This window comes from Bacillus mycoides, assembly GCF_018742245.1.
Classification (GTDB): Bacteria; Bacillota; Bacilli; order Bacillales; family Bacillaceae_G; genus Bacillus_A; species Bacillus_A cereus_U.
The window spans coordinates 4,967,718-4,992,360 of record NZ_CP036132.1 but is presented as its reverse complement, the minus strand read 5'-3'; the positions used below and the strand labels follow the sequence as shown (position 1 = coordinate 4,992,360).

The window sequence follows — 24,643 nt, the reverse complement described above, 5'->3', positions numbered from 1 at the left end:
TGAAAATATATCAGCGATTCGACAAGGAATATCAATAGCCTTCTTTCTTACCACGGGAGATATTTTTTCCACCAACCCGTCTTTTTCTTTTCTTCACTAACCTTTTCGAACTCTTCCTTACCATCAACGTGATCCATACAGTACTCTGTTGGCTCTGTACCTTTTGCGAAATACATCTTCACAGAAATGGGACAATTTTTTGTCGCAATCTTACCGTTTTCAGGGTTAACGTCGACAGCAACAACATCTGTTGGTTGTTTGAACTCTTTTTTAGGCTGTCCATCTAATCCTTTTTCCATTGTATCGGTCCATATTTTTTTCGCGTATCCTTGTTCTGCTACATTTGAAATGGATTTAGGTTGATCGTATCCAATCCAAACCCCTGTTACAAGTTGCGGGGTAAATCCAATCATCCAACTATCAGTTTCTGTAGAGCCAGATTTCCCGGCATATGTTCTTGATAGTTTTGATAACATCGATTGACCGGTCACAGCGGCATAACTGCTTAGTTTTTTATTAAACATACCTGTCATCATTTCTTCCATCACAAAGGCTTTGCTTTTATCTAGAACTTGTTTACTTTCTAAATGAGCATCGTATAGCATATTTCCTTCATGATCAACGATGCGCCTTATAAAGATTGGTTTTACTTCTTTCCCGCCGTTTGCAAACATGCTATAAGCATTGACCATTTCAATTGGTTTTACAGGAGATGTGCCGAGGGCGAGAGACGGAACATCTTTTAATGCGCTAGTGATGCCGAATTGCTTCGCTGTTTTTGTAAGAATGTCTTCGCCTAAAAATAAATTCGTCTTCACAGCATATACGTTATCAGAAACAGCGAGTGCTTGTGCCATTGTCACAAAATCGTCTGCATAATAGTTTTTATAGTTTTTTGGTTTATACTTTGAAACACCGTCACCTAAAGTGAATACCGTGTATTCGCTTTTTAAGCGTGTGGCAGGGGTGAATCCTCGTTCTAAGGCTGCATAATATAGGAACGGCTTGAATGTAGACCCGGGCTGACGAGCGGCTTGTGTAGCCCTGTTAAATTGACTCGTATTATAATCAGTTCCACCAACAAGGGCAGCCACTTCACCCGTTTTTGGATTCATAGAGACGAGGGCAGTTTGGATGTTTGTTGTTTCAGGTATATGATTTTTTACAGCTTGCTCTGCTACAGATTGTAATTTAGGGTCTAGCGTTGTATAAATACGTAAACCACCTCGCTGTAAGGCTTGCTCATCTAATCCGATATCACGAAGAAGGGAAGCTTGTACAGCATCTTGGAAATAAGGTGCAATTTCTGCAACTTTTTTCGTATCCAATGAGGCAAAAGTAAGTGTCTCTTTTTTTGCTGAGGCAGCTTGCTGTTTTGTAATATACCCTTGTTCTACCATTTCATTTAGTATGAGAGATTGACGCCCTTTAGCACGCTCTTCTTTTAAAAAGGGAGAGTAGAAACTAGGTCCTTTCGGAATGCCTGCGAGCATACTAGCTTCTGCTAATGTTAATTCTTTTGCAGTTTTATCGAAATACAGGCGGGAAGCAGCTTCAATTCCGTAAGCACCATGCCCGTAATAAATTGTATTTAAATACCCTTCTAAAATATGATTTTTATTATAGTTCACTTCAAGACGAACGGTATACATTGCTTCTAATAGTTTACGCTTCCACGTTTTATCATGATCTAAGTATAGGTTACGAGCATACTGTTGTGTGATAGTACTAGCACCTTGTACTTTTGCCATTGCTTTTAAATCGGCAACAATGGCACCAGCAATGCGCTTCATATCAAAGCCATGATGTTTGTAGAATCGTTGATCTTCAATAGATAGTGTCGCCCCTTTTACATAAGGAGAAATTTCATCGAGAGATACATTATAGCGTTTTTGCATTTCATTACTTTGTCCTATAACAGTGTCATCATTAGCGTAAAAGACACTCGTTTGCGGAACCGCAACAGGGGGAGGTCCCATAATTTTTGCAGCTACAATGATAATAAAAAAGGAAAAAACGAAAAAAAGAACACAAGAAAACATTACGGTGAAGAAAAGACGTTTATATTTTTTAAGTTTTGGATTCATAGTTTGATCCATCTTTTTCAGCCCCTCATTAATACAAGCATTATTGTATTAGTATTGAGGGTTTTCGTTTATTTTAAACAATGAAATTTCCAAAAAAAAAAGAGCCCCTTCATTTAAGAAAGGAGCTCAAAAGCACGCGCTGGCCAATCGGTAATAATAACATCTACGCCATAATCAATCATAGTTTGTAAATCTTTATATTCATTAATGGTGTAAGGACGAAAAACGTATCCTTGCCCCTGTGCTAATTGGACAAACTCTTTCGTTAATAATTGAAAGTTTGGATGTAATCCAGTTGCCCCACGTTTTTTTGCTTCAGCAATAGGATCTGCAAGTGGTGTATCGTACAAAATCGCTCTTGGAATTTCTGGAGCAATTTCTGCTAATAATGAAACGGAATCGTGGTTAAATGATGAAAATGCAATTTGATTGGATAGATGATATTCACGAACGAGAGCGACGACCTTTTCTTCAATAATTGGATAGTGAATAACATCTGTTTTTAATTCAATGTTAAGTTGTAAATTTGTTGTAGAGAGCCAAATAAATACTTCTCGTAACGTTGGGATTTTTGCCTCATGGAAAGAAGGGTCTTTATGGCTACCAGCATCTAAAACTTGTAATTCTTCTACAGTTTTCTCAGAAACAAGTCCCACGCCATTTGTTGTACGGTCCACTGTTTCATCATGAATAACAACTAGTTCACCATCTTTTGATAGATGAACATCAAGTTCAATTCCGTGAGCACCAATGCGTTCAGCCTCTTGGAAGGCAATCATCGTATTTTCTGGGTGTGTTCCTTTTACCCCGCGATGAGCGAAAATAAGTGGTTTATTCATTTGGAAATCTCCTTATCATCTCTTTTCTTTCATTATGAAACTGCTTTGAGAAAAATACAATTCATATGAAAACATTTACAAAAGTATAATAGTTGCACAAAAGTTAACGTTAACGTAAAATGTAATAATCCGGTGAAGGGAGGAATACACATGTATAAAATTGATGAAGTAACAAAGCAAGTTGGTTTAACAAAGCGTACACTTCGTTATTATGAGGAAATTGGTTTAATTCATCCCCCAGAACGCAGTGAAGGGAATATTCGCCTGTATACAGACGAGGACATTGCAAAAATCAAAAGGATTGTGGAAGCAAAAGAAGTACTAGGAATTACGCTTCAAGAAATGCAACATTTCTTATCATTAAAAGAAAGAATGGAGCAAAGAAGAAATAGTGAGAACCCTCGTGACCGCGAAGTGATTCAAGAGATTAAAGAGATGCTTGAAAACCAAGTGCAAACGTTAGACGAGAAAATGGAGCAAATGCAGCGCGTGAAGGCGGAGCTCGAGGACAGTTTACATCGTGCAGTGACATTTTTAGAGAGTACAAAAGGAGAGTAATCAAAATGGAGAGCAAACAAAAATTAGGGAAATTGATTACAGTGATCGCTACCTTCCTTGCCTTTTCAGGTATAGGGGTAGTCGACCCGATTTTACCAAGTATTGCTGAGCAAATTGGTGCAACACATTGGCAAGTCGAGATGTTATTTACAGCATATATTTTAACGATGGCAATTATGATGTTACCAGCTGGAATATTTGCATCAAGATTTGGTGATAAACGAATGATGACAATTGGTCTTGCGATTGTAACTGTATTTGCTTTTATATGCGGTATATCGCAAACGATTGCTCAATTATCTATTTTCCGCGCAGGATGGGGATTAGGAAATGCGATGTTCTTCGCAACGGCGATGACATTATTAATTGCATTAAGTAAAGAAGTTCATGAAGCAGTAGGATTATATGAAGCAGCTATCGGTTTAGGGATGGCAGGTGGACCGTTATTAGGCGGGATATTAGGTGGACATTCTTGGCGTTACCCATTTTTCGCGACGAGTATTTTAATTTTCTTAGCATTTATTTTAGTTTTCTTTTTTGTAAAAGAACCGGAGCGAAAAGTGAAGCGTAAAGCAGCGGGCATGGGGGAATTACTTAACTTGGTGAAGTATAAACCGTTTATGCAAGGTGCCATTTCAGGGATGTTATATTACTACGGATTTTTCGTCGTTTTAGCATATTCACCACTTATTATGCATTTATCTGCTATTCAATTAGGATTTGTATTTTGTGGATGGGGATTAGCGCTAGCTTACGGATCAGCAATTTTAGCACATAAGCTAGAAGGTAAATATGAACCGAAAACAGTGTTAAAGGGTAGTTTACTCGTATTTGCGATGTTATTAATTGCACTATTCTTCGTAAAAATTATGTGGTTACAAATCGTGTTAATCGTTCTATCTGGATTAGCATCAGGATTAAATAATGCGTTATTTACAAGTTATGTAATGGATATTTCACCTTATGAAAGATCTATTACATCAGGTGTTTATAACTTCGTTCGTTGGTTAGGAGGCGCGATTGCTCCAATTTTATCAGGAGTTATCGGTCATACAGTTTCGCCGCAAAGCCCGTTTTTAGTCGGTGGAATTGTTGTGTTAGTTGGTTGCGTTATGATCTTAATTCCGATTCGTAAACCGGTAGAAATAGAGACAAAAGCCCTTTCTTAAGAAAGGGTTTTCTTTCCTATTACAGAGCAAACCCTTTTCGCATATATGTTAGAACCCTCTGACTAAAATATATTTTCGGTATTTTTGTACTTTTAACTATACTTTTTGGATGTTTTGTTTTATTTTTGTTAGGGGACATTAATGATGTCCCTATTATAAATTTGCAGCGAAAGGCGTGATTGTACGATGGAACTATGGTTCACTGAAAAACAAACAAAGCATTTTGGAATTACGGCGCGTATTAACCGCACATTACATACGGAGCAAACAGAATTCCAAAAACTTGATATGGTTGAAACGGAAGAGTTTGGAAACATGCTTATTTTAGATGGCATGGTTATGACAACAGAAAAGGACGAGTTCGTTTATCATGAAATGGTAGCGCACGTACCTTTATTTACACATCCAAACCCTGAGAATGTATTAGTTGTTGGCGGAGGCGATGGTGGTGTTATTCGTGAAGTTTTAAAACACCCAAGCGTGAAGAAAGCAACTCTTGTTGAAATCGATGGAAAAGTAATTGAGTACTCTAAGCAGTACTTACCATCAATTGCAGGTGCATTAGATAATGAGCGTGTAGAAGTAAAAGTAGGAGACGGTTTCCTACACATCGCAGAAAGCGAAAACGAATATGACGTAATTATGGTAGATTCTACTGAGCCAGTAGGCCCAGCAGTAAACCTATTTACAAAAGGCTTCTACGCTGGAATTTCGAAAGCGTTAAAAGAAGATGGTATTTTCGTTGCTCAAACGGACAATCCTTGGTTTACACCAGAACTAATTACAACTGTATTTAAAGACGTAAAAGAGATTTTCCCAATTACTCGTCTATACACAGCAAACATTCCGACGTATCCAAGTGGACTTTGGACGTTCACAATCGGATCTAAAAAACATGATCCATTAGAAGTAAGTGAAGAACGTTTCCATGAAATCGAAACGAAATATTACACAAAAGAATTACACAATGCAGCATTCGCACTACCGAAATTTGTTGGCGATTTAATTAAGTAAGAAAATCGAGTTCGAACAAATAAGGTGCAAGTAGTTCATTTAAGGTGTTTGTCCAGAAGACTTGAACATGCTAGCTACTTGCACTCCTGTAAAGAAAATCGTCTTCTTATCGTTAAAAAAGAAGACCCCGGTAAATCGAGAAAGAGGAGCAGTACGCTCCAAATTTGAGAAATAGTGAAAGGTTGGGATACCTTAAGTTCCACATAAGGAGGAAAAGAATATGCGTTTTGATGAAGCTTATTCAGGTAAAGTATTTATTAAAAGTCATCCAAGTTTTGAAGAGTCAGAGGCAGTTATTTACGGGATGCCAATGGATTGGACAGTAAGCTACCGTCCAGGTTCTCGTTTTGGCCCTGCACGTATTCGTGAAGTATCGATTGGACTAGAGGAATACAGTCCATATCTAGATCGTGAACTAGAAGAAGTAAAGTACTTTGATGCGGGTGATATTCCATTACCATTTGGGAACCCACAGCGCAGCATAGACATGATTGAAGAATATGTAGCAAAACTATTAGATGCCGGTAAGTTTCCACTAGGTCTCGGCGGAGAGCACTTAGTGTCTTGGCCAATTTTTAAGGCAATGGCAAAAAAATATCCGGATTTAGCAATCATCCATATGGATGCTCATACTGACTTACGTGAGTCATATGAGGGAGAGCCTTTATCCCACTCTACACCAATTCGTAAAGTGTGCGATTTAATTGGTCCGGAAAACGTATATTCTTTCGGTATTCGTTCTGGAATGAAGGAAGAATTCGAATGGGCAAAAGAAGTAGGTATGAACTTATATAAATTTGACGTATTAGAACCGTTAAAAGAAGTATTACCGAAACTTGCAGGACGCCCAGTCTATGTCACAATTGACATCGACGTATTAGACCCAGCTCACGCTCCTGGAACAGGAACATTAGAAGCTGGAGGTATCACATCTAAAGAACTATTAGAGTCCATCGTAGCAATTGCAAATTCAAATATAAAAGTAGTCGGAGCAGACTTAGTAGAAGTAGCTCCAGTCTACGATCATAGTGATCAAACACCAATCGCAGCAAGCAAATTCGTGCGGGAAATGCTGCTCGGTTGGGTGAAATAAAAGCGGAGGCAGCTCGCTCAGAATGTGAGGGGGATGGAGCTTCAGACGTAGAGGCGCTTTTTGCCTCGAAGGAAGAAGCGAAGCCACCGATTATTCTAGTTGCTGTAGCTGGATAAAGTAAAAGTGAAGCCGACTGTTTAGACCCGGTGACTAAGGTTCTTTTTACCTTTTGTCGTTATGTGTCGGTAAGTCGATATTCTTTGTCGAATCGCCGATATAGTTTCACTTACCTTCACGCGGCATCAAAAAAGAGCTATTCTCAAACGGTGAGAATAGCTCTTTTTCTTATGCGATTTTCTCTTCCGAAGCAATTCCGCGAATTTCATCAGCAGAACGGATTGGATATTTGCGGAACACAATGGAACCGAAGTATCCAACAATTGTGGTAACGATTCCACATAATACGGCAGCAATCGTTACTTTTATTACATCATTAAATCCGAACAATACGAGAAGTCCTGGAATTGGTGATGCTGTCCCTGGTGCATTATTAACGAGCTGGAATAGCGACGTAATAATACCGGCAAGCGCACCGCCAACAAAGTTTGTCATATAGATAGGAATTGGGTTTGCTGAGACAACATCGGCTTGTGTTAACGGCTCGATTGCCACAGCGATTGTATCTTTCTTTGAACAGATTTTTAGTCGTTTAAAGAAAATGAAGTTCATTGGGGCAGAAGCTGCTACGGCAAGACTACCAATTGCCATTGGTAAACCAGTTAATCCAAGCATTGCAGTTAGTGCCATAGAACTTAATGGAGATGTAGAAATAACTGTTATTAATCCACCAAGCATAATACCCATAATGATAGGACTTTCTGTAGTTGCAACTGAAATCATAGAACCGATTTTACCGAGTGTTGCGTTAACGAGTGGATCCATAAGCATGGCCATTCCACGTGAAATTGGTGCGGCAATAAATAGAATTGCTAAAAATTCTACACCAGCTGGTAATTTCTTTTCGAGAAATTTCACGACGAAAGCACAAACGTATCCAGCGAAAAATCCTGGTAAAATACCGAACCCACTAGTAGCTATACCGATTAAAACAGCGTATACGGGTGAAACACCGATTGCTAATGCTACTAAAATCGCCGCTGCGACACCGCTCATACTACCAGAAGCTTCTCCTACTGATTGTAAAAAGTCATTATGAAACATTTCTCCACCGATATAACGGTGAAATGCCTCAATAAGAAAACTCGCGATTGCTGCATTAGCTAAAGCACCCATTGCTTTCATTCCGTAAGGAGCACGGTAACTAAAAAGTGTAAATAGACAGAGTACAACAAGTAATAGTGCTAAACCTTGCAAGATAGCCATTTGAAAACTGTCTCCTTTGATTTTTGTAATAAAAATTCGTATCATTCAATAATAATATAAAAGTTTGTTAAACGGAAAAACTTTTTGCCCGGAAATTGCTGTGAGGTGAAAAATCCTTACAATAATGTAAGGGAAGTGTAAGACATTTCGATGGAGTATAGTATGCTTTTTTTCGTATAATACAGGTATAGACATACGGTTAGTGAGAAAGAAGTGCAAACAGGAGGCGCATTTATGAAATTGGTCATTAAAGTTTTAGCTGTGTTCGCCATTATTTTAGGGGGAACAGCATATTATTTAAACACAAAAACAGAAGGGGTACATGCTTTTGTAGACAACTTCTTTTCAAATAAAGAAATACAAGATTATTATGCAGTTATAGATAAAGGTGAGAAAAAAGACGATGAATATTTGTATACATTTAAAGGGTATACGGAAGACGGAAAGCTACAAATTATTAAAAGAATAGTGAACCGTGAATTGCATACAGGTGATTTTATAAAAATTTATGCAAAGGGTATGCAAGGAAAAGGATGGGCTGAAATCCCGAAAGAATCAATCCCGCAAAAGGCATTACAAAAAATAGAAAAAGTTTAAAAGGAGCGAACAAATCGCTCCTTTTTTAATTCGTTAAAATTGTAATAGATGTGCTCTTTGTATTAGAAGTGATTGTTGCTCTTCCGCCAATGGGAAAAGTGAAAATAGGAGTTGTATGCCCAAAACTAGCATTTGCAATGATAGGTATATGTTTAAGTTCTACCTTTGAAGCAATCATTTCTTGAATGTCTGCTATCGCACATTCTGCTCCTTTTTGCATTCTTCCTATAACAATGCCTTTTACATGTTCAAAGTCAGGTTGCTGCATAAGAGAATGTAAATATCGATCAAAAGTTTTAAGAGTAGCTTTTTCTGTTAAACTATCCTCTTCAAGAAATAAAATTTTGTCCTGTAAGTTAGGCATATATGGCGTACCTTGTAGTAAATTAAATGTGCTCATATTACCACCAACAATATCTCCTGTAGTTTCTCCTTCTTGAATTGAAACATATCCTTCATTTTTAATAAATTCTCGATTTTCCTGATCAATATACCAAGAATCATCGCTCCATGTTTCAGCCGGCAACATTTCAATAGGCCCATTAGAAGTTAAGCATTTTAAAAAGTAATCGGTCGTATAATCGAGGCCTTTCTCCATTCCAAATGAAGAGAAGTGAGGACCTGAATATGTAACTAAGCCTGTTTTAGCATAAATCGCGTTAGTTAAAGCGGTAATATCAGAATAACCGCAGAAAAACTTCGGATTTTCTCGAATTAAATCATAATCGAGATGTTTCAATAAACCGTTAGAGTTGTATCCGCCAAGTGTCGTCAAAATTGCTTTTACATTAGGGTCTCTAAATGCTTCATGAAGATCTTGAACTCGTGAAGCAATAGAGGATGAAGAAAAGCGATCTATTTCTTCAGCATTTTTTGAGAATGTAACGTGAAAGCCCATATCGGTTAATCTTTTTGTGGCAAGCTCTCGGTTCGTATTTGAGACAATACTTAAACTACAAGATGGTGAAATAACCCTTATTTCATCACCTTTTTTTAATTTTGTTAGTAGCACCAAATTCACCCCTTTAAATGAAAGAATATTTAGATTTAAAAAATATTTTAACATATGAAATAAAGTGAAGGTGAATTATTTTTTGAAAAGGAGTTTTCCTGATTTTTCAGCAGACAGACAGAGTCTTTTTTTGATATGATAGGAAAAGTGATTTATTATAAGTAGTATTTAATATCTATAACATTTGAAGGGTGTGCAAGACGTGAAGAAACAACTTGCAGGCTTGCCGGTACACGTTCATTTCGTAACAGAAATCCGTGAAGGGGCGAGAAAGGAAGCCGTTGCTTTTGAAGCAAATGGTCAATACTATGTAAAAGGTCAAGGTACATATATAACATTCCAAGAGCCGAACGAACAAGGCGAAGTGAAAACAATTATTAAAATTCAAGATGAACAAGTTCTCATTATGCGTTCAGGTGCTATTTCTATGCGTCAGACGCATGTGAAAGGTGAATGGACAACTGGTACGTATACGAGTGAACTTGGTACGTTTGCATTGCAAACGAAAACTGATAACGTTCTTTTTAAATGGTCGGATGAAAAGAAAAAAGGACAACTCTTCTTAACGTACGCATTGCTTCTAAGTGAACAAGAAGCTGGCAGATATACAATTACAATTAATTTGAAGGAGGCAAAATAATGAATTCTTTAGAACAAGTAAAAGGATTGATTAAAGAAGAAATCCAAGCTGCTGTATTAAAGGCAGAATTAGCGACAGAAGAACAAATTCCAAACGTTGTATTAGAATCGCCAAAAGATAAAACAAATGGTGACTTCTCTACAAATATGGCAATGCAACTTGCACGCGTTGCGAAAAAAGCACCTCGTATGATTGCAGAAGAATTAGTTGCAAACTTCGATAAAGCAAAAGCTTCTATTGAAAAGATTGAAATCGCTGGTCCTGGTTTTATTAACTTCTACATGGATAATAGCTACTTAACAGACTTAATCCCAACAATCGTTAACGCTGGTGAAGCATACGGTGAAACGAATACTGGTAAAGGTGAAAAAGTACAAATTGAGTTCGTATCTGCGAATCCAACAGGCGATCTTCACTTAGGACATGCACGTGGTGCGGCAGTAGGGGACACTTTATGTAACGTATTAGCAAAAGCAGGATACGATGTATCTCGTGAGTACTACATTAATGATGCTGGTAACCAAATTCATAACTTAGCTCTTTCTGTTGAAGCTCGTTACATGCAAGCTTTAGGATTAGAGAAAGAAATGCCAGAAGACGGTTACCATGGTGCGGACATCATTGGAATCGGTAAACGTTTAGCAGAAGAATTTGGTGATCGTTATGCAAAAGCTGATGCAGAGGAAAGCTATGAATTCTATCGTTCATACGGTTTAAAATATGAGTTAGCAAAACTTCAAAAAGACTTAGCAAGCTTCCGTGTTAACTTCGATGTGTGGTTCTCAGAAACATCATTATACAAAAACGGAAAAATTGATCAAGCTCTTGCTGTATTAAAAGAGCGTGACGAAATCTTTGAAGAAGGCGGAGCAACTTGGTTCCGTTCAATGACTTACGGTGACGACAAAAACCGTGTATTAATTAAAAATGACGGTTCTTACACATACTTAACGCCAGATATCGCTTACCACAGTGATAAATTAGAGCGTGGTTTCGATAAGCTAATCAACATTTGGGGTGCTGACCACCACGGTTACATTCCTCGTATGAAAGCTGCTATTCAAGCGCTAGGTTACGATAAAGGAACACTTGAAGTAGAAATCATCCAAATGGTACAACTGTACCAAAATGGTGAAAAAATGAAAATGAGTAAGCGTACAGGTAAAGCAGTTACACTTCGTGAGCTTATGGAAGAAGTAGGCGTGGACGCAATGCGTTACTTCTTCGCAATGCGTAGCGGTGATTCTCATTTAGACTTCGATATGGACTTAGCTGTATCAAAATCTAATGAAAACCCAGTATACTATGCACAATATGCTCATGCTCGTGTATGCAGTATCCTTCGTCAAGGTGAAGAGTTAGGATTAGCTACAGGCGGAGACGTGAATTACAAACTTGTTACTTCTGAGAAAGAAGTAGAGTTACTGAAAAAACTTGGTGAATTCCCAGCTGTAGTTGCGGATGCAGCGCAAAAACGTCTGCCACACCGCATTACAAGCTATGCATTTGAATTAGCAGCAGCATTACACAGCTTCTACAATGCAGAAAAAGTATTAAACCAAGATAACTTAGAATTAAGTAAAGCTCGTTACGAATTAATGAAAGCAGTACGCACTACACTTCAAAATGCATTAGCAATCGTAGGAGTATCTGCACCAGAAAAAATGTAATAAAGAAAAGATACTTATTTTTGTTTAGAAGTGATAACAAGTTGATATAAAGACATCTGATCAGTCTATAAACTGATTAGATGTCAAAAAACAAGACCAACGAAAAGACGTATGGGGGAGAACCTCACGTACGTCTTGATGAGGGGAAACTGAAATAAAAAAAGAGATGGCAGAGCTGTCTCTTTTTTTATTTTCAGTTTTCTAATATAAATACATGTGACAAATATATGTTATGGTGATGAAGTGAAAATAGTAAAATACCAATTAACTATTGATTTTTAGGAACGATTCTAGAATAATAGACTGTTGGGGGTAAGATTATCAAAAAATCCATATATGTATTATTAGTTGGTGGAATGTTACTAGGAAATGGTGTGATTGTTGTAAAAAACATTGTTACAGCTATGCTGAATACTAAAATAACAATTCATCTAACCAAGTATCTAACCAATTAGTAATTAATCTTGAAAACTTCCAGCTTAGTCAAGAAACTAGGGGGGGATGTTTAAGATAGTACATATAGTACAATTAAAGTTTTCATGATTTGATAAAAAATAATGAAAGGATATAAATCTCTCGGTTTTGATATTATCATCATATATAAGCTCATTTTAATTCTTCGACATAGCCATGGAACCCATTAGACAAAGTTTTTTTCTCGACACTCATTTATATACTCCAAAAATGAAAAGGCTGAATTTCGTATTTCTATGCGATTTACATGAAATCAGTTGACAATCATACTCTTTTTTAGTTACCCCCAAATTCGGTCCACTGTATTCAAATTTGGAGAATATGACTATCATCTTGCATAGGCAAACAATACTTCATCCAGAGCGTTTTTAATTATATACTGCTGGCGGTGGAACGCTTCTTGTTCTACTTGTTTCGGTGTGTAGGTCGGTTGTGTAACTAAACACAAAACGTTTTAACATATGGCCAATTTCACCTCAACTTATAATGGCAGAAAACGCATCTTCAATAACATCTTTTAGAATACGAGTATTCAAGTATGTTTCACAGTTGTAACTTTCCTCGGCTGATATGCTAATTTCGATTATAGATGGTACTTCTTGTTATTCTTTAGGAGGATAAGTAAGGAAGTTGACCAAATGCATAGTTACTGTGAAGTAGCTCGTTCATACTTGCCAGCAATGAAATTTTTGCATTTATAGAGCGAACGTTTGCGTTGTGTGAAGGGATTCCGGAAACTCTACAGCATAATAAGACGAATGACTGTCATGAGTTTTATCGTAAGTGCTTTTCGAATTGTCTTCTTCTGACTTTGAAGTTATTCTATGGTCCGTTTATGTGTATTTGTAATTTGAATTTCTTTATCAAAATTTGTCCTGTTCTGTATCTGTTTTTGTTAAACAGTATAGGTCAGAAATAAAGTGTCGGAGAAATTAGATGAATCTATATAAAAGTCAAACTTCAAGCTTCTAAGTAATAGAAGGGTTGAAAAAAGAGAAAAAGATGATAATAGCTATCAAAAATATTTAAGTAAAATAGCTTAATGACATTGAATAATAGAATCTTTGTCATAGTATGTTTGTACCAGGATCTATCTATTTCTAATTTTATAGGGGGATAATATAAAATATGTATTTAAAAAGAGTTACTTCTATTTTTTCGATTATAATGATTTTTATGTTTACTATAGGTCAGAGTTTTTTAGGTATAGTAGCAAATGCACAAGAGTTAAATACAGCAGGACTTGTGGATGGTTTTACGATTGATAAAACAAACCTACAATATGGGGAACAGACTAAAATAAATGTAACCTTCAGTGAAAAAGCTGAAGTTAAGCTGAAGGCTGGGGACACACTAACATTGACACTGCCTCCAGAATTAAAAGGGTTTAAGGGACAGATACAGTTAGATGATTATGGTACTTGTCAAGTAAGTGGAGATAAGGTGGTATGTACATTTAATGACAAGGTGGAACAACGTGAAAATATTAAAGGACACTTTAATTTTACAATTCAAGCTACTAATGTAGAAACGGACCAAAAGAAAGACGTTGAAACAAATTTAGGTACAGATGTAGAGAAGCAAACTGTAACGATTACTGGTCCAACTAGTGGTGGTGGTACAGATCCTGGAGAGCAATCGTTTTCTGATAAAGTTGGTGACATTCAGCCAGACAATACAGACGAAGTGCGTTGGTTCTTGAGAATAAACAATAACAAAGAAAAATTAAATTCTGATATTGTTGTGACTGATAGTTTGCAAGAAGGTCAAACGCTTAATAAAGGCAGTTTCTATATATACGTTAATAATGCTACTTACTTATCACTTGAAACCTTTGAAACGCAAGGTTATGGGAAGATAACGTTTGTTGATGATAAGTCATTTAAAGTTGTGATTAATAAAGATAAAGCCAGTGGTAACGCATTTTCAATTGGTTATACAGCTACTATAACGGAAGCCGGAAAGAAACTAGAATCTTTTAAGAATGATTATAAGATTGAATACCAAGTGGTGGACAAAGACAAAGTTTCTACAACAGATAGCGCCACAGTCAAAAATGTAGAATCTGGCGGTGGTGCTGGAGGTGACTTACCTTCAAAAGGAATGCTAAGAATTGTTAAGCACCTTGAAGGAAATGAAGAAAAAGTAATACCGAATGTCAAGTTTAAGTTGTATAAAGCGTCGGATGAACAAGTTGGAGATGAATATACAACAGATGAAAAAGGTATAATCGAAATCAAAGGTTTAACACCAGGTAAATATTATGTGCAAGAAGTTTCAGCTCCAAACTATATTGATTTTGATCCACAGGCAAAAGTAGAGTTTGAAGTGAAAGCAGATGCTGTAAACGGAATTAAGTTGCCGATTTCTAATAAAGTGAAAACTACATCTATTGCAGGGATGAAGACGTGGAAAGGCGATAACGAGAAAGATCGTCCAAGTTCAATCAAAGTAGAATTACTACAAAATGAGAAAGTAATAGACACGAAAGAAGTAACAGCGGCAGATGGTTGGAAATACAAATTTGACAACCTAGCAGTCTATGATGCAAATGGAGTAGCGTACAAGTATGAAGTGAAAGAACAACCGATAGATGGATACACAACAGAAGTAAATGGTTATGACATTACAAATACAAAAGTGGTACAAACAACCAAAGTAGAAGGAACGAAAACATGGAAGGACGGAAATGCGGAAGGTCGTCCGACGATGATTAAAGTAGACTTACTACAAAACGATACAGTGATTGCGACGCAAGAAGTAAGCGAAGCAACAGGCTGGAAATATGAATTTAAAGACTTGGCGATAAACGATGCAGAAGGAAAAGCATATAAGTATGAAGTGAAAGAACAAGCAGTAGACGGATACGAATCAAAAGTAAATGGTTATGACATCACGAATACAAAAGTAGGCAAGACATCAGTTGCAGGAACGAAGACGTGGAAAGGTGGTACAGAGGAAGAGCATAAAGCCATCAAAGTAGACTTACTACAAAACGGTACAGTGATTGCGACACAAGAAGTAAGCAAAGAAACAGGTTGGAAGTATGAATTTAAAGATTTAGTAGCGTTCGATGAAAATGGAAAAGCATACAAGTATGAAGTGAAAGAACAACCGGTAGATGGATATGAATCCAAAGTAAATGGTTATGACATCACGAATACAAAAGTAGGCGAAACGAAAGTAGAAGGAACAAAAACGTGGAACGATAACAATGCAACAGATCGTCCAAGCACCATCAAAGTAGACTTACTACAAAACGGTCAAGTAATTGACACGAAAGAAGTAAGTAAGGCAACAAATTGGAAGTACACGTTTGAAAAACTACAAGCTTATGATGCAAACGGAGCAGCGTACAAGTATGAAGTGAAAGAACAAGCAGTACCAGGATATGAATCCAAAGTAAATGGTTATGACATCACAAATACAAAAGTAGGCGAAACAAAAGTAGAAGGAACGAAGACATGGAACGACGATAACGCGAAAAATCGTCCGGAAATAATCAAAGTGGATCTTTTACAAAACGGTAAGGTAGTAGATACAAAAGAAGTAACAGCGGCAACAGAATGGAAGTACACATTTGAAAAGCTCCAAGCATATGATGCAGACGGAGCAGCGTACAAGTATGAGGTGAAAGAACAAGCAGTACCAGGATATGAATCCAAAGTAAATGGTACTGACATCACAAATACAAAAGTAGGCAAAACAAAAGTAGAAGGAACGAAGGCATGGAACGACGGAAATGCAACAGACCGTCCGACAATGATCAAAGTAGACTTACTACAAAACGGGAATGTGATTCAAACACAAGACGTATTCGCAGTAATGGGTTGGAAATATATATTCGCAGATTTAGCAGCATATGATGCGGAAGGTAAGGCTTACGAATATACAGTGAAAGAACAGCCAGTATCAGGATATGAATCCAAAGTAAGTGGTACCGACATCACAAATACAAAAGTAGGTCAAACAAAAGTAGAAGGAACGAAGACATGGAAAGATGATAACGCAACAGATCGTCCGGAAATGATTAAAGTAGACCTTTTACAAAATGGTACAGTGATTGCGACGCAAGAAGTAAGCAAAGCAACAGGTTGGAAATATGAATTCAAAGATTTAGCAGCGTATGATGCAAACGGAGTAGCGTACAAGTATACAGTGAAGGAACAACCGGTAGCAGGATATGAATCCAAAGTAAATGGTACTGACATCACAAATACAAAAGTAGGCGAAACAAAAGTAGAAGGAACGAAAACATGGAAAGATGATAACGCGAAAGATCGTCCGGAAATGATCAAAGTGGATCTTTTACAAAACGGTAAAGTAGTAGATACAAAAGAAGTAACAGCGGCAACAAACTGGAAGTACACATTTGAAAATCTCCAAGCATACGATGCAAACGGAGTGGCATACAAGTATGAAGTGAAGGAACAGCCAGTAGCAGGATATGAATCCAAAGTAAGTGGTACTGACATCACGAATACAAAAGTAGGCGAAACGAAAGTAGAAGGAACAAAAACGTGGAACGATAACAATGCAACAGATCGTCCAAGCACAATTAAAGTAGACTTACTACAAAACGGTCAAGTAATTGACACGAAAGAAGTAAGTAAAGCAACAAATTGGAAGTACACGTTTGAAAAGCTACAAGCGTATGATGCAAACGGAGCAGCGTACAAGTATGAAGTGAAAGAACAACAGGTAGACGGATACAAATCCGAAGTAAACGGTTATGACATCACGAATACAAAAGTAGGCGAAACGAAAGTAGAAGGAACAAAAACGTGGAACGATAACAATGCAACAGATCGTCCAAGTTCGATTAAAGTAGACTTACTACAAAACGGTAAAGTAGTAGACACAAAAGAAGTAACAGCAGAAACAAACTGGAAGTACACGTTTGAAAAACTACAAGCTTATGATGCAAAAGGTAAGATATACAAGTATGAAGTGAAAGAACAAGCAATACCAGGATATGAATCCAAAGTAAATGGTACTGACATTACAAATACAAAAGTAGGCAAAACAAAAGTAGAAGGAACGAAGACATGGAACGACGGAAATGCAACAGACCGTCCGACAATGATCAAAGTAGACTTACTGCAAAACGGGAACGTGATTCAAACACAAGACGTATTCGCAGTAATGGGTTGGAAATATATATTCGCAGATTTAGAAGCATATGATGCGGAAGGTAAGGCTTACGAATATACAGTGAAAGAACAGCCAGTAGCAGGATATGAAACAAAAGTAAGTGGTACTGACATCACAAATACAAAAGTAGGTCAAACAAAAGTAGAAGGAACGAAAACATGGAAAGATGATAACGCAACAGATCGTCCGGAAATGATTAAAGTAGACCTTTTACAAAATGGTACAGTGATTGCGACGCAAGAAGTAAGCAAAGCAACAGGTTGGAAATATGAATTCAAAGATTTAGCAGCGTATGATGCAAACGGAGTAGCGTACAAGTATACAGTGAAGGAACAACCGGTAGCAGGATATGAAACAAAAGTAAGTGGTACTGACATCACAAATACAAAAGTAGGCGAAACAAAAGTAGAAGGGACGAAGACATGGAACGACGATAACGCGAAAGATCGTCCGGAAATGATCAAAGTGGATCTTTTACAAAACGGTAAAGTAGTAGATACAAAAGAAGTAACAGCGGCAACAAACTGGAAGTACACATTTGAAAAGCTCCAAGCATACGATGCAAACGGAGTGTCATACAAGTATGAAGTGAAAGAACAGCCAGTAGCAGGATATGAAACAAAAGTAAGTGGTACTGACATCACAAATACAAAAGTAGGCAAAACAAAAGTAGAAGGAACGAAAACATGGAACGACGATAACGCGAAAGATCGTCCGGAAATGATTAAAGTAGATCTTTTACAAAATGGTACAGTGATTGCGACGCAAGAAGTAAGCAAAGCAACAGGCTGGAAATACGAATTCAAAGATTTAGCAGCGTATGATGCAAACGGAGTAGCGTACAAGTATGAAGTGAAGGAACAAGCGGTGGCAGGATATGAATCCAAAGTAAATGGTACTGACATCACAAATACAAAAGTAGGCGAAACAAAAGTAGAAGGGACGAAGGCATGGAACGACGATAACGCGAAAGATCGTCCGACAATGATCAAAGTAGACCTTTTACAAAATGGTAAAGTAGTAGATACAAAAGAAGTAACAGCAGAAACGAACTGGAAGTATATGTTTGAAAAGCTCCAAGCATATGATGAAAATGGAGCAGCGTACAAGTATGAAGTGAAGGAACAACCGGTAGCAGGATATGAATCCAAAGTAAGTGGTACTGACATCACGAATACAAAAGTAGCGAAATTGACAGTAGAAGGAACAAAAACATGGAACGATAACAACGCAACAGATCGTCCAAGCACAATCAAAGTAGACTTACTACAAAACGGTAAAGTAGTAGATACAAAAGAAGTAACAGCGGCAACAAACTGGAAATATGCATTTGCAGATGTAGAAGCATATGACGCAAATGGAGTAGCGTACAAGTATGAAGTGAAGGAACAGCCAGTAGCGGGATATCAATCTGACGTACACGGTTATGACATCACAAATACAAAAGTAGGCGAAACAAAAGTAGAAGGAACGAAAACGTGGAACGATAACAATGCAACAGATCGTCCAAGCTCGATTAAAGTAGACTTACTACAAAACGGTAAAGTAGTAGATACAAAAGAAGTAACAGCAGCAAGTGACTGGAAGTATACGTTTGAAAAACTACAAGCCTACGATGCAGAAGGTAAGGCATACAAGTATGAAGTGAAAGAGCAAGCAGTTGAAGGATATAAATCCAAAGTAAAAGGTTATGACATCACAAATACAAAAGTGGGCGAAACAAAAGTAGAAGGGACGAAGACATGGAACGACGATAACGCGAAAGATCGTCCGACAATGATCAAAGTAGATCTTTTACAAAACGGTAAAGTAGTAGATACAAAGGAGGTAACAGCAGCAAGTGACTGGAAGTACACGTTTGGCAAACTCCAAGCATACGATGCAGAAGGTAAGGCATACAAGTATGAAGTGAAGGAACAGCCAGTAGCAGGATATGAATCCAAAGTAAATGGTACTGACATCACAAATACAAAAGTAGGCAAAACAAAAGTAGAAGGAACGAAAGCATGGAACGACGATAACGCGAAAGATCGTCCGGAAATGATTAAAGTAGACCTTTTACAAAATGGTACAGTGATTGCGACGCAAGAAGTAAGCAAAGCAACAGGCTGGAAATACGAATTCAAAGATTTAGCAGCGTATGATGCAGAAGGTAAGGCATACAAGTATGAAGTGAAAGAGCAAGCAGTACCAGGATATGAATCCAAAGTAAGTGGTACTGACATCACAAATACAAAAGTAGGCGAAACAAAAGTAGAAGGAACAAAAACGTGGAACGATAATAACGCAACAGATCGTCCAAGCTCGATTAAAGTAGACTTACTACAAAACGGTAAAGTAGTAGATACAAAAGAAGTAACAGCAGAAACAAACTGGAAGTATACGTTTGAAAAACTACAAGCGTATGATGCAGAAGGTAAGGCATACAAGTATGAAGTGAAAGAACAAGTAGTTGAAGGATATAAATCCAAAGTAAAAGGTTATGACATCACGAATACAAAAGTAGGCGAAACGAAAGTAGAAGGAACAAAAACATGGAACGATAACAACGCAACAGATCGTCCAGGCACAATCAAAGTAGACTTACTACAAAACGGTAAAGTAATTGACACGAAAGAAGTAAGTAAAGCAACAAATTGGAAGTACACATTTGAAAAACTCCAAGCATATGATGCAAACGGAGCAGCGTACAAGTATGAAGTGAAAGAACAACAGGTAGACGGATACAAATCCGAAGTAAACGGTTATGACATCACGAATACAAAAGTAGGCGAAACGAAAGTAGAAGGGACAAAGACATGGAACGACGATAACACGAAAGATCGTCCGACAATGATCAAAGTAGACCTTTTACAAAATGGTAAAGTAGTAGATACAAAAGAAGTAACAGCAGAAACGAACTGGAAGTATACGTTTGAAAAGCTCCAAGCATACGATGAAAATGGAGTAGCGTACAAGTATGAAGTGAAGGAACAACCGGTAGCAGGATATGAATCCAAAGTAAAAGGTACTGACATCACAAATACAAAAGTAGGCGAAACGAAAGTAGAAGGAACAAAAACGTGGAACGATAACAATGCAACAGATCGTCCAAGTTCGATTAAAGTAGACTTACTACAAAACGGTAAAGTAGTAGACACAAAAGAAGTAACAGCAGAAACAAACTGGAAGTATACGTTTGAAAAGCTCCAAGCATACGATGAAAATGGAGTAGCGTACAAGTATGAAGTGAAAGAACAACCAGTAACGGGATATAAATCCGAAGTAAAAGGTTATGACATCACAAATACAAAAATCAAGGACGAGCCAAATGTAGATCCAAAAGATCCAAAAGATCCAAAAGATCCAAAAGATCCAAAAGATCCAAATGTAGATCCAAAAGATCCAAGCACAGGTCCAAACACAAATACAGACAAAAATAGCGATTCAAAAGTTCCACCTACTACAGAAAATGATAAGCCAACATTACTTCCTAACACAGGAGGAACATCAGCAGAAATGAGTTCAATTCTTGGAGGTATTGTATTATTCCTTTTAGGTGGAATCCTACTCGCTCGTCAGCGAATAAAATAATAAAAAAGATTTAGATTATTGATTACACTGTAATCTGAGTAGCAGACAAATTAAAAAATTACTATTGATATTACGCCCTTTAGGTAAGTATTCAAAAACACTTCACGATAAAGTGAAGGGAAGAATGCAACCTGAAGGGTTTTTTTATAGAAAAAAGAGAACAGTTTCAGGTTGGGCTCAATCAGCGGCCGAATAATATGGTCAGCTTTCATAGAGATAAGCGGCTCTAAAGTAATAACGAAACCGCTTTCAATAAGTCTATTATCCATTGGACCATAAGTTTAGAATGTGGTGTCCTATCTCATGTAATTTAAGGTCAATGACCATGTTCCGTTAAGTTTTGGATGAATGCATAGCCATTTTTATGGCTAATTTAGAAATAGTATTTTGGAAAGCTTTATTCTTGAGTAGCTGCTGCAACGTTTATTTCAGGAATAAAAGCATTAATTCCTGAAATTCAAGTTAAAGTTCACACAACTGCAAGAATAATTTTTTCATAATTGAAAAACCTCTTTGTTAGATGTAATCAATATTATTATAATTTTTATTCTACATGATAATGCTATGTAATAAATGTGTTTTTATTTATATATTACGATTTTAATTATACGCGATAATACCATGTAATAAATATGCTTTTATGCATATTTATTTTTTCTCAATAAACAGCCACCGATTAGTCGGTGGCTTGAAATAGTATTAAGCAGCTTTCTGTCCTGTTTTCACAGTAGGTTGAAGACTATTATAAACACTAGTTCCAATGACTTCTAATGCCATTTTCATACGTTCTGGTGAAATGTTCTCAAATACGTTATCTTGAGGCGTGTGATATACCTTTTCGATATGATAGATTAATGGATTCCAACTATCGACGCCCATCCAAATAAATAGTGCAGAAGGAATATCCACTTCAGCAAATGGTACGTGATCACTAGAGCCAAATTTTCCTTGAAGAACGAGATCATTATTTAATTGTTTACCTGCTTGTAAGGCAGCATCTGTTACAAGGTTTGTTGAACCATCAGGGGTCATAGCATATAAATTCTTTGCTTTATCATAATTTGTTGCAACCATGTCTGCGTTAAAGACACCTAAAATTCGATCGCGTTCCTTTTGGGACAGACTATTAACATAATAATCAGAGCCAAGTAAGCCAGTTTCCTCAGAACCAAAAGCAATAAAACGAATTTCTTTATCAGTTTCTACATTTTGAAAAGCACGAGCTAATTCTAATACTAATCCTGTACCAGAAGCATTATCATTTGCCCCAGGTGCTCCAACGACACTATCATAGTGTGAACTTACAACGACAGCTTTTTCATTACCTGTACTATTTTTGGGTTTCTTTTTAGCGATGACATTTAGGGATGTTAAATTAGATTCATGTCTCGCTTTTAGGGAAAGTATTGTTGTCTCTTTTTTAGCGATTTCTTCTTTAAATGCATTTCCTTGAGCATAAGCAAGACCAAAGACAGGGATAGACTGCTTTTTAGTTAAGCGAGGATTGAAAGTTTGTCCGTAGTTTCCACGACCTCCAATTAAGCTGTATAAAAGAACACCTTTTGCCCCTTTACTAACAGCATTTTCAACTTGTTTATTATAATCTGCTACTGTTGCCCCTCTTTCGAATAAAACAATTTTTCCGTTTACCTCATTTGGAATATCGTCCAATTTTGTACCACCTTGAACAAAGATAAGCGGAGCTGTAACAGCCTCTGTAGAAATTAGTGCACTTGGAGCAGCACCAGCTTGCCAATTACGCTTTGTCCCTAATGGTGATTCGATAAATCCAACGTATTGATCCGGCACTTGAAAGGGCTGATACTCTACTTCATATCCCAATGATTTAAGTTTCATACCAACATAGCGAGAAGCCCATTCTTCTGATTTTGTACCACCTGGACGGGGACCGATTGTTTCGGATAAGAAACGGATATGCTCGATGGCGCGGTTTGCATCAACTTGTTTTGTAATAGGTGGAGTCTGTGTAATTTCTGACGTGGAATCAGCTTTTGCTTGTCCGATTGGAGCTAAGCTAACGGCGAGTGATACAGCAAGCAAGGAGCTTACTATTTTTTGTTTCAGTGATTTTCTCATTTTTTCCTCTCCCATTCTTCTATTCTCTCTGACTGACAAAAGAAGACGGATAACGACCTTATTTTACCTTTATATGTATGAATTTTCAATAAATGTATGTTGAGAAATAAAAAACGCTATATGTACATTTGCATATTTTTAGCGGATATATGTATGATATCATTTTAAATGAAGGATCGCTTTCTGCTTAGAAGGCTCCTACATTGCATGAATCTAGTGTACCCAAACTTTAGATTATGTAGGGAAAAGAGATCCGTTATAGGGTTTCTTTTCTTTTGTTTGAATCATGTGATGGTAAATATGTTTCCGCATTTCATAATTATCATCAGTGATATATGTAAGGCATCCATATGAAAATACGAGGCTGTTCAAGAGTTTTCCGTACTTTTGGACAGCCTCACCCCGTTAAAAAGGTGATACTTTGATGTATCACTTTTTTATTTGTATAAGCTTTTTGTTTATAGGGATGTTACATACTTAAAAATAATAAAAAACAGCCGATTTAGTAGAAGGAATCTACAAAACGGCTGTTTTTTTATTATAGTTGAGTTAAAATAATTGGCTCGCCACGAGTGACAACAACTGTATGTTCACATTGTGCAACAAGGCTTTTATCTGGTGTAACGAATGTCCAACCATCATCACCGCGTTCGATAATATGATCAGCTTTCATAGAGATAAATGGCTCTACAGCGATAACAAGGCCGTCTTTTAGAAGTGCATTATCCATTGGATCATAGTAGCTTAAGATGTGATTTGGGGCTTCGTGTAAGCTAAGACCGATGCCGTGACCAGTTAAGTTTTGAATAACGTTATATCCACTTTTATGTGCAAAGTTAGAAACAGCACGACCAATTTGATTTTGTTTTGATCCAGCTTTTACCTTTTTCATTGCTTCCCAAAATGAGTCTACTGCTGCTTGGCAAAGCTTTTCTTTTTCTTCATCTTCTCCAAGAACAAATGAGATACCTGTATCTGCATAATAGCCGTCAAGTGCTGCCGATACGTCTACGTTTACTAAATCGCCTTCTTTTAATACGCGATCGCTTGGAATGCCGTGAGCAACTTCTTCGTTTACACTAATGCAAGTTACACCTGGGAATTTATATTCTTTTTCAGGCGCTGAAATAGCACCATGCTCATCTAATACTTTTTTACCAATTAAATCAAGCTCTTTCGTTGTCATACCTGGCTTCGCTTGTTTTTTCATTTCTTCGCGTGCAAGTGCAACGATGCGGCCGATTTTTCGTAAACCTTCTAAATCTTGTTCATTACGAATAATCATGAAAACCACTGTCCTTCCTCGAATAGATATCTTATCCGATTGTATCATGTTTATTTTG

15 protein-coding genes and 1 pseudogene are annotated in these 24,643 nt (G+C 37.2%); 9 read left to right on the top strand and 7 right to left on the bottom strand.

The window, feature by feature from the left end; translation table 11 throughout:
* Positions 1–47: 47 nt before the first annotated feature.
* Complete coding sequence (locus tag EXW56_RS25655; RefSeq protein WP_070129243.1) at positions 48–2,099, bottom strand: transglycosylase domain-containing protein; 2,052 nt, start codon at positions 2,097–2,099, stop codon at positions 48–50.
* Positions 2,100–2,200: 101 nt separating this feature from the next.
* Entirely contained in the window at positions 2,201–2,926 is a 726-nt protein-coding gene (locus EXW56_RS25650; RefSeq protein ID WP_215597101.1) for a glycerophosphodiester phosphodiesterase, read from the bottom strand.
* Between the two features lie 150 nt (positions 2,927–3,076).
* Between EXW56_RS25650 and EXW56_RS25645 the strand changes: the two genes are divergently transcribed.
* The 5 genes from EXW56_RS25645 to EXW56_RS27885 all read left to right on the top strand — a co-directional run bounded on the left by EXW56_RS25645 (position 3,077) and on the right by EXW56_RS27885 (position 6,876).
* Positions 3,077–3,484 carry a MerR family transcriptional regulator gene (locus tag EXW56_RS25645; RefSeq protein ID WP_098988815.1) on the top strand — a complete coding sequence of 136 codons (408 nt, stop codon included), beginning with the start codon at positions 3,077–3,079 and terminating at the stop codon, positions 3,482–3,484.
* Between the two features lie 5 nt (positions 3,485–3,489).
* Positions 3,490–4,653 carry an MFS transporter gene (locus tag EXW56_RS25640; protein WP_002198745.1) on the top strand — a complete coding sequence of 388 codons (1,164 nt, stop codon included), beginning with the start codon at positions 3,490–3,492 and terminating at the stop codon, positions 4,651–4,653.
* 186 nt (positions 4,654–4,839) lie between these two features.
* Positions 4,840–5,667: a polyamine aminopropyltransferase gene (gene speE / locus EXW56_RS25635; RefSeq protein ID WP_000424696.1), complete on the top strand. Its 828-nt coding sequence runs from the start codon at positions 4,840–4,842 to the stop codon at positions 5,665–5,667.
* A 220-nt stretch (positions 5,668–5,887) separates the two neighbouring features.
* Entirely contained in the window at positions 5,888–6,760 is an 873-nt protein-coding gene (speB, locus tag EXW56_RS25630; RefSeq protein WP_025147017.1) for an agmatinase, read from the top strand.
* Positions 6,748–6,876, top strand: a complete 129-nt coding sequence (locus tag EXW56_RS27885) for a hypothetical protein (RefSeq protein WP_286675573.1) — start codon at positions 6,748–6,750, stop codon at positions 6,874–6,876. The genes speB and EXW56_RS27885 overlap by 13 nt, the downstream gene beginning before the upstream one ends.
* A 169-nt stretch (positions 6,877–7,045) precedes the next feature.
* On the opposite strand, the gene EXW56_RS25625 is transcribed toward EXW56_RS27885, so the two are convergent.
* Positions 7,046–8,083, bottom strand: coding sequence for a PTS sugar transporter subunit IIC (locus tag EXW56_RS25625; protein WP_215597100.1), 1,038 nt, complete (start codon positions 8,081–8,083; stop codon positions 7,046–7,048).
* Positions 8,084–8,317: 234 nt separating this feature from the next.
* On the opposite strand from EXW56_RS25625, the gene EXW56_RS25620 reads away from it, so the two are divergent.
* Complete coding sequence (locus tag EXW56_RS25620) at positions 8,318–8,680, top strand: YxeA family protein (protein WP_002113100.1); 363 nt, start codon at positions 8,318–8,320, stop codon at positions 8,678–8,680.
* A gap of 25 nt (positions 8,681–8,705) precedes the next feature.
* Here EXW56_RS25620 and EXW56_RS25615 read toward each other — a convergent pair whose 3' ends face one another.
* Positions 8,706–9,746 (bottom strand): S66 family peptidase, encoded by a 1,041-nt coding sequence (locus EXW56_RS25615; RefSeq protein WP_215597099.1) that lies wholly within the window; start codon positions 9,744–9,746, stop codon positions 8,706–8,708.
* A gap of 148 nt (positions 9,747–9,894) precedes the next feature.
* Between EXW56_RS25615 and EXW56_RS25610 the strand changes: the two genes are divergently transcribed.
* The 3 genes from EXW56_RS25610 (at position 9,895) to EXW56_RS25600 (ending at position 21,203) form a co-directional block, all read left to right on the top strand.
* On the top strand, positions 9,895–10,332 hold the full coding sequence (locus EXW56_RS25610) for a YwiB family protein (protein WP_002113098.1): 438 nt from the start codon (positions 9,895–9,897) through the stop codon (positions 10,330–10,332).
* A complete protein-coding gene (argS, locus tag EXW56_RS25605; RefSeq protein ID WP_002113097.1) occupies positions 10,332–12,002 on the top strand; it encodes an arginine--tRNA ligase in 1,671 nt (556 codons plus the stop codon). The genes EXW56_RS25610 and argS overlap by 1 nt, the downstream gene beginning before the upstream one ends.
* Before the next feature lie 1,602 nt (positions 12,003–13,604).
* Positions 13,605–21,203 (top strand): Cna B-type domain-containing protein, encoded by a 7,599-nt coding sequence (locus tag EXW56_RS25600; RefSeq protein ID WP_215597098.1) that lies wholly within the window; start codon positions 13,605–13,607, stop codon positions 21,201–21,203.
* Positions 21,204–21,394: 191 nt separating this feature from the next.
* On the opposite strand, the pseudogene EXW56_RS27775 reads toward EXW56_RS25600, so the two are convergent.
* From EXW56_RS27775 to map, 3 genes and pseudogenes are all read right to left on the bottom strand, one after another.
* A pseudogene (locus tag EXW56_RS27775) lies at positions 21,395–21,573 on the bottom strand (type I methionyl aminopeptidase); the annotation flags it as partial.
* A gap of 329 nt (positions 21,574–21,902) precedes the next feature.
* Complete coding sequence (locus EXW56_RS25595; RefSeq protein WP_215597097.1) at positions 21,903–23,300, bottom strand: M28 family metallopeptidase; 1,398 nt, start codon at positions 23,298–23,300, stop codon at positions 21,903–21,905.
* 538 nt (positions 23,301–23,838) lie between these two features.
* Positions 23,839–24,633, bottom strand: a complete 795-nt coding sequence (gene map / locus EXW56_RS25590; protein ID WP_002113092.1) for a type I methionyl aminopeptidase — start codon at positions 24,631–24,633, stop codon at positions 23,839–23,841.
* Positions 24,634–24,643: the final 10 nt, after the last annotated feature.

Coding starts and splice junctions, on each gene's coding strand:
- EXW56_RS25655 (WP_070129243.1), bottom strand. CDS start 2,099: ATGGATCAAACTATGAATCCAAAACTTAAAAAATATAAACGTCTTTTC.
- EXW56_RS25650 (WP_215597101.1), bottom strand. CDS start 2,926: ATGAATAAACCACTTATTTTCGCTCATCGCGGGGTAAAAGGAACACAC.
- EXW56_RS25645 (WP_098988815.1), top strand. CDS start 3,077: ATGTATAAAATTGATGAAGTAACAAAGCAAGTTGGTTTAACAAAGCGT.
- EXW56_RS25640 (WP_002198745.1), top strand. CDS start 3,490: ATGGAGAGCAAACAAAAATTAGGGAAATTGATTACAGTGATCGCTACC.
- speE (WP_000424696.1), top strand. CDS start 4,840: ATGGAACTATGGTTCACTGAAAAACAAACAAAGCATTTTGGAATTACG.
- speB (WP_025147017.1), top strand. CDS start 5,888: ATGCGTTTTGATGAAGCTTATTCAGGTAAAGTATTTATTAAAAGTCAT.
- EXW56_RS25625 (WP_215597100.1), bottom strand. CDS start 8,083: ATGGCTATCTTGCAAGGTTTAGCACTATTACTTGTTGTACTCTGTCTA.
- EXW56_RS25620 (WP_002113100.1), top strand. CDS start 8,318: ATGAAATTGGTCATTAAAGTTTTAGCTGTGTTCGCCATTATTTTAGGG.
- EXW56_RS25615 (WP_215597099.1), bottom strand. CDS start 9,746: ATGTTAAAATATTTTTTAAATCTAAATATTCTTTCATTTAAAGGGGTG.
- argS (WP_002113097.1), top strand. CDS start 10,332: ATGAATTCTTTAGAACAAGTAAAAGGATTGATTAAAGAAGAAATCCAA.
- EXW56_RS25600 (WP_215597098.1), top strand. CDS start 13,605: ATGTATTTAAAAAGAGTTACTTCTATTTTTTCGATTATAATGATTTTT.
- EXW56_RS25595 (WP_215597097.1), bottom strand. CDS start 23,300: ATGAGAAAATCACTGAAACAAAAAATAGTAAGCTCCTTGCTTGCTGTA.
- map (WP_002113092.1), bottom strand. CDS start 24,633: ATGATACAATCGGATAAGATATCTATTCGAGGAAGGACAGTGGTTTTC.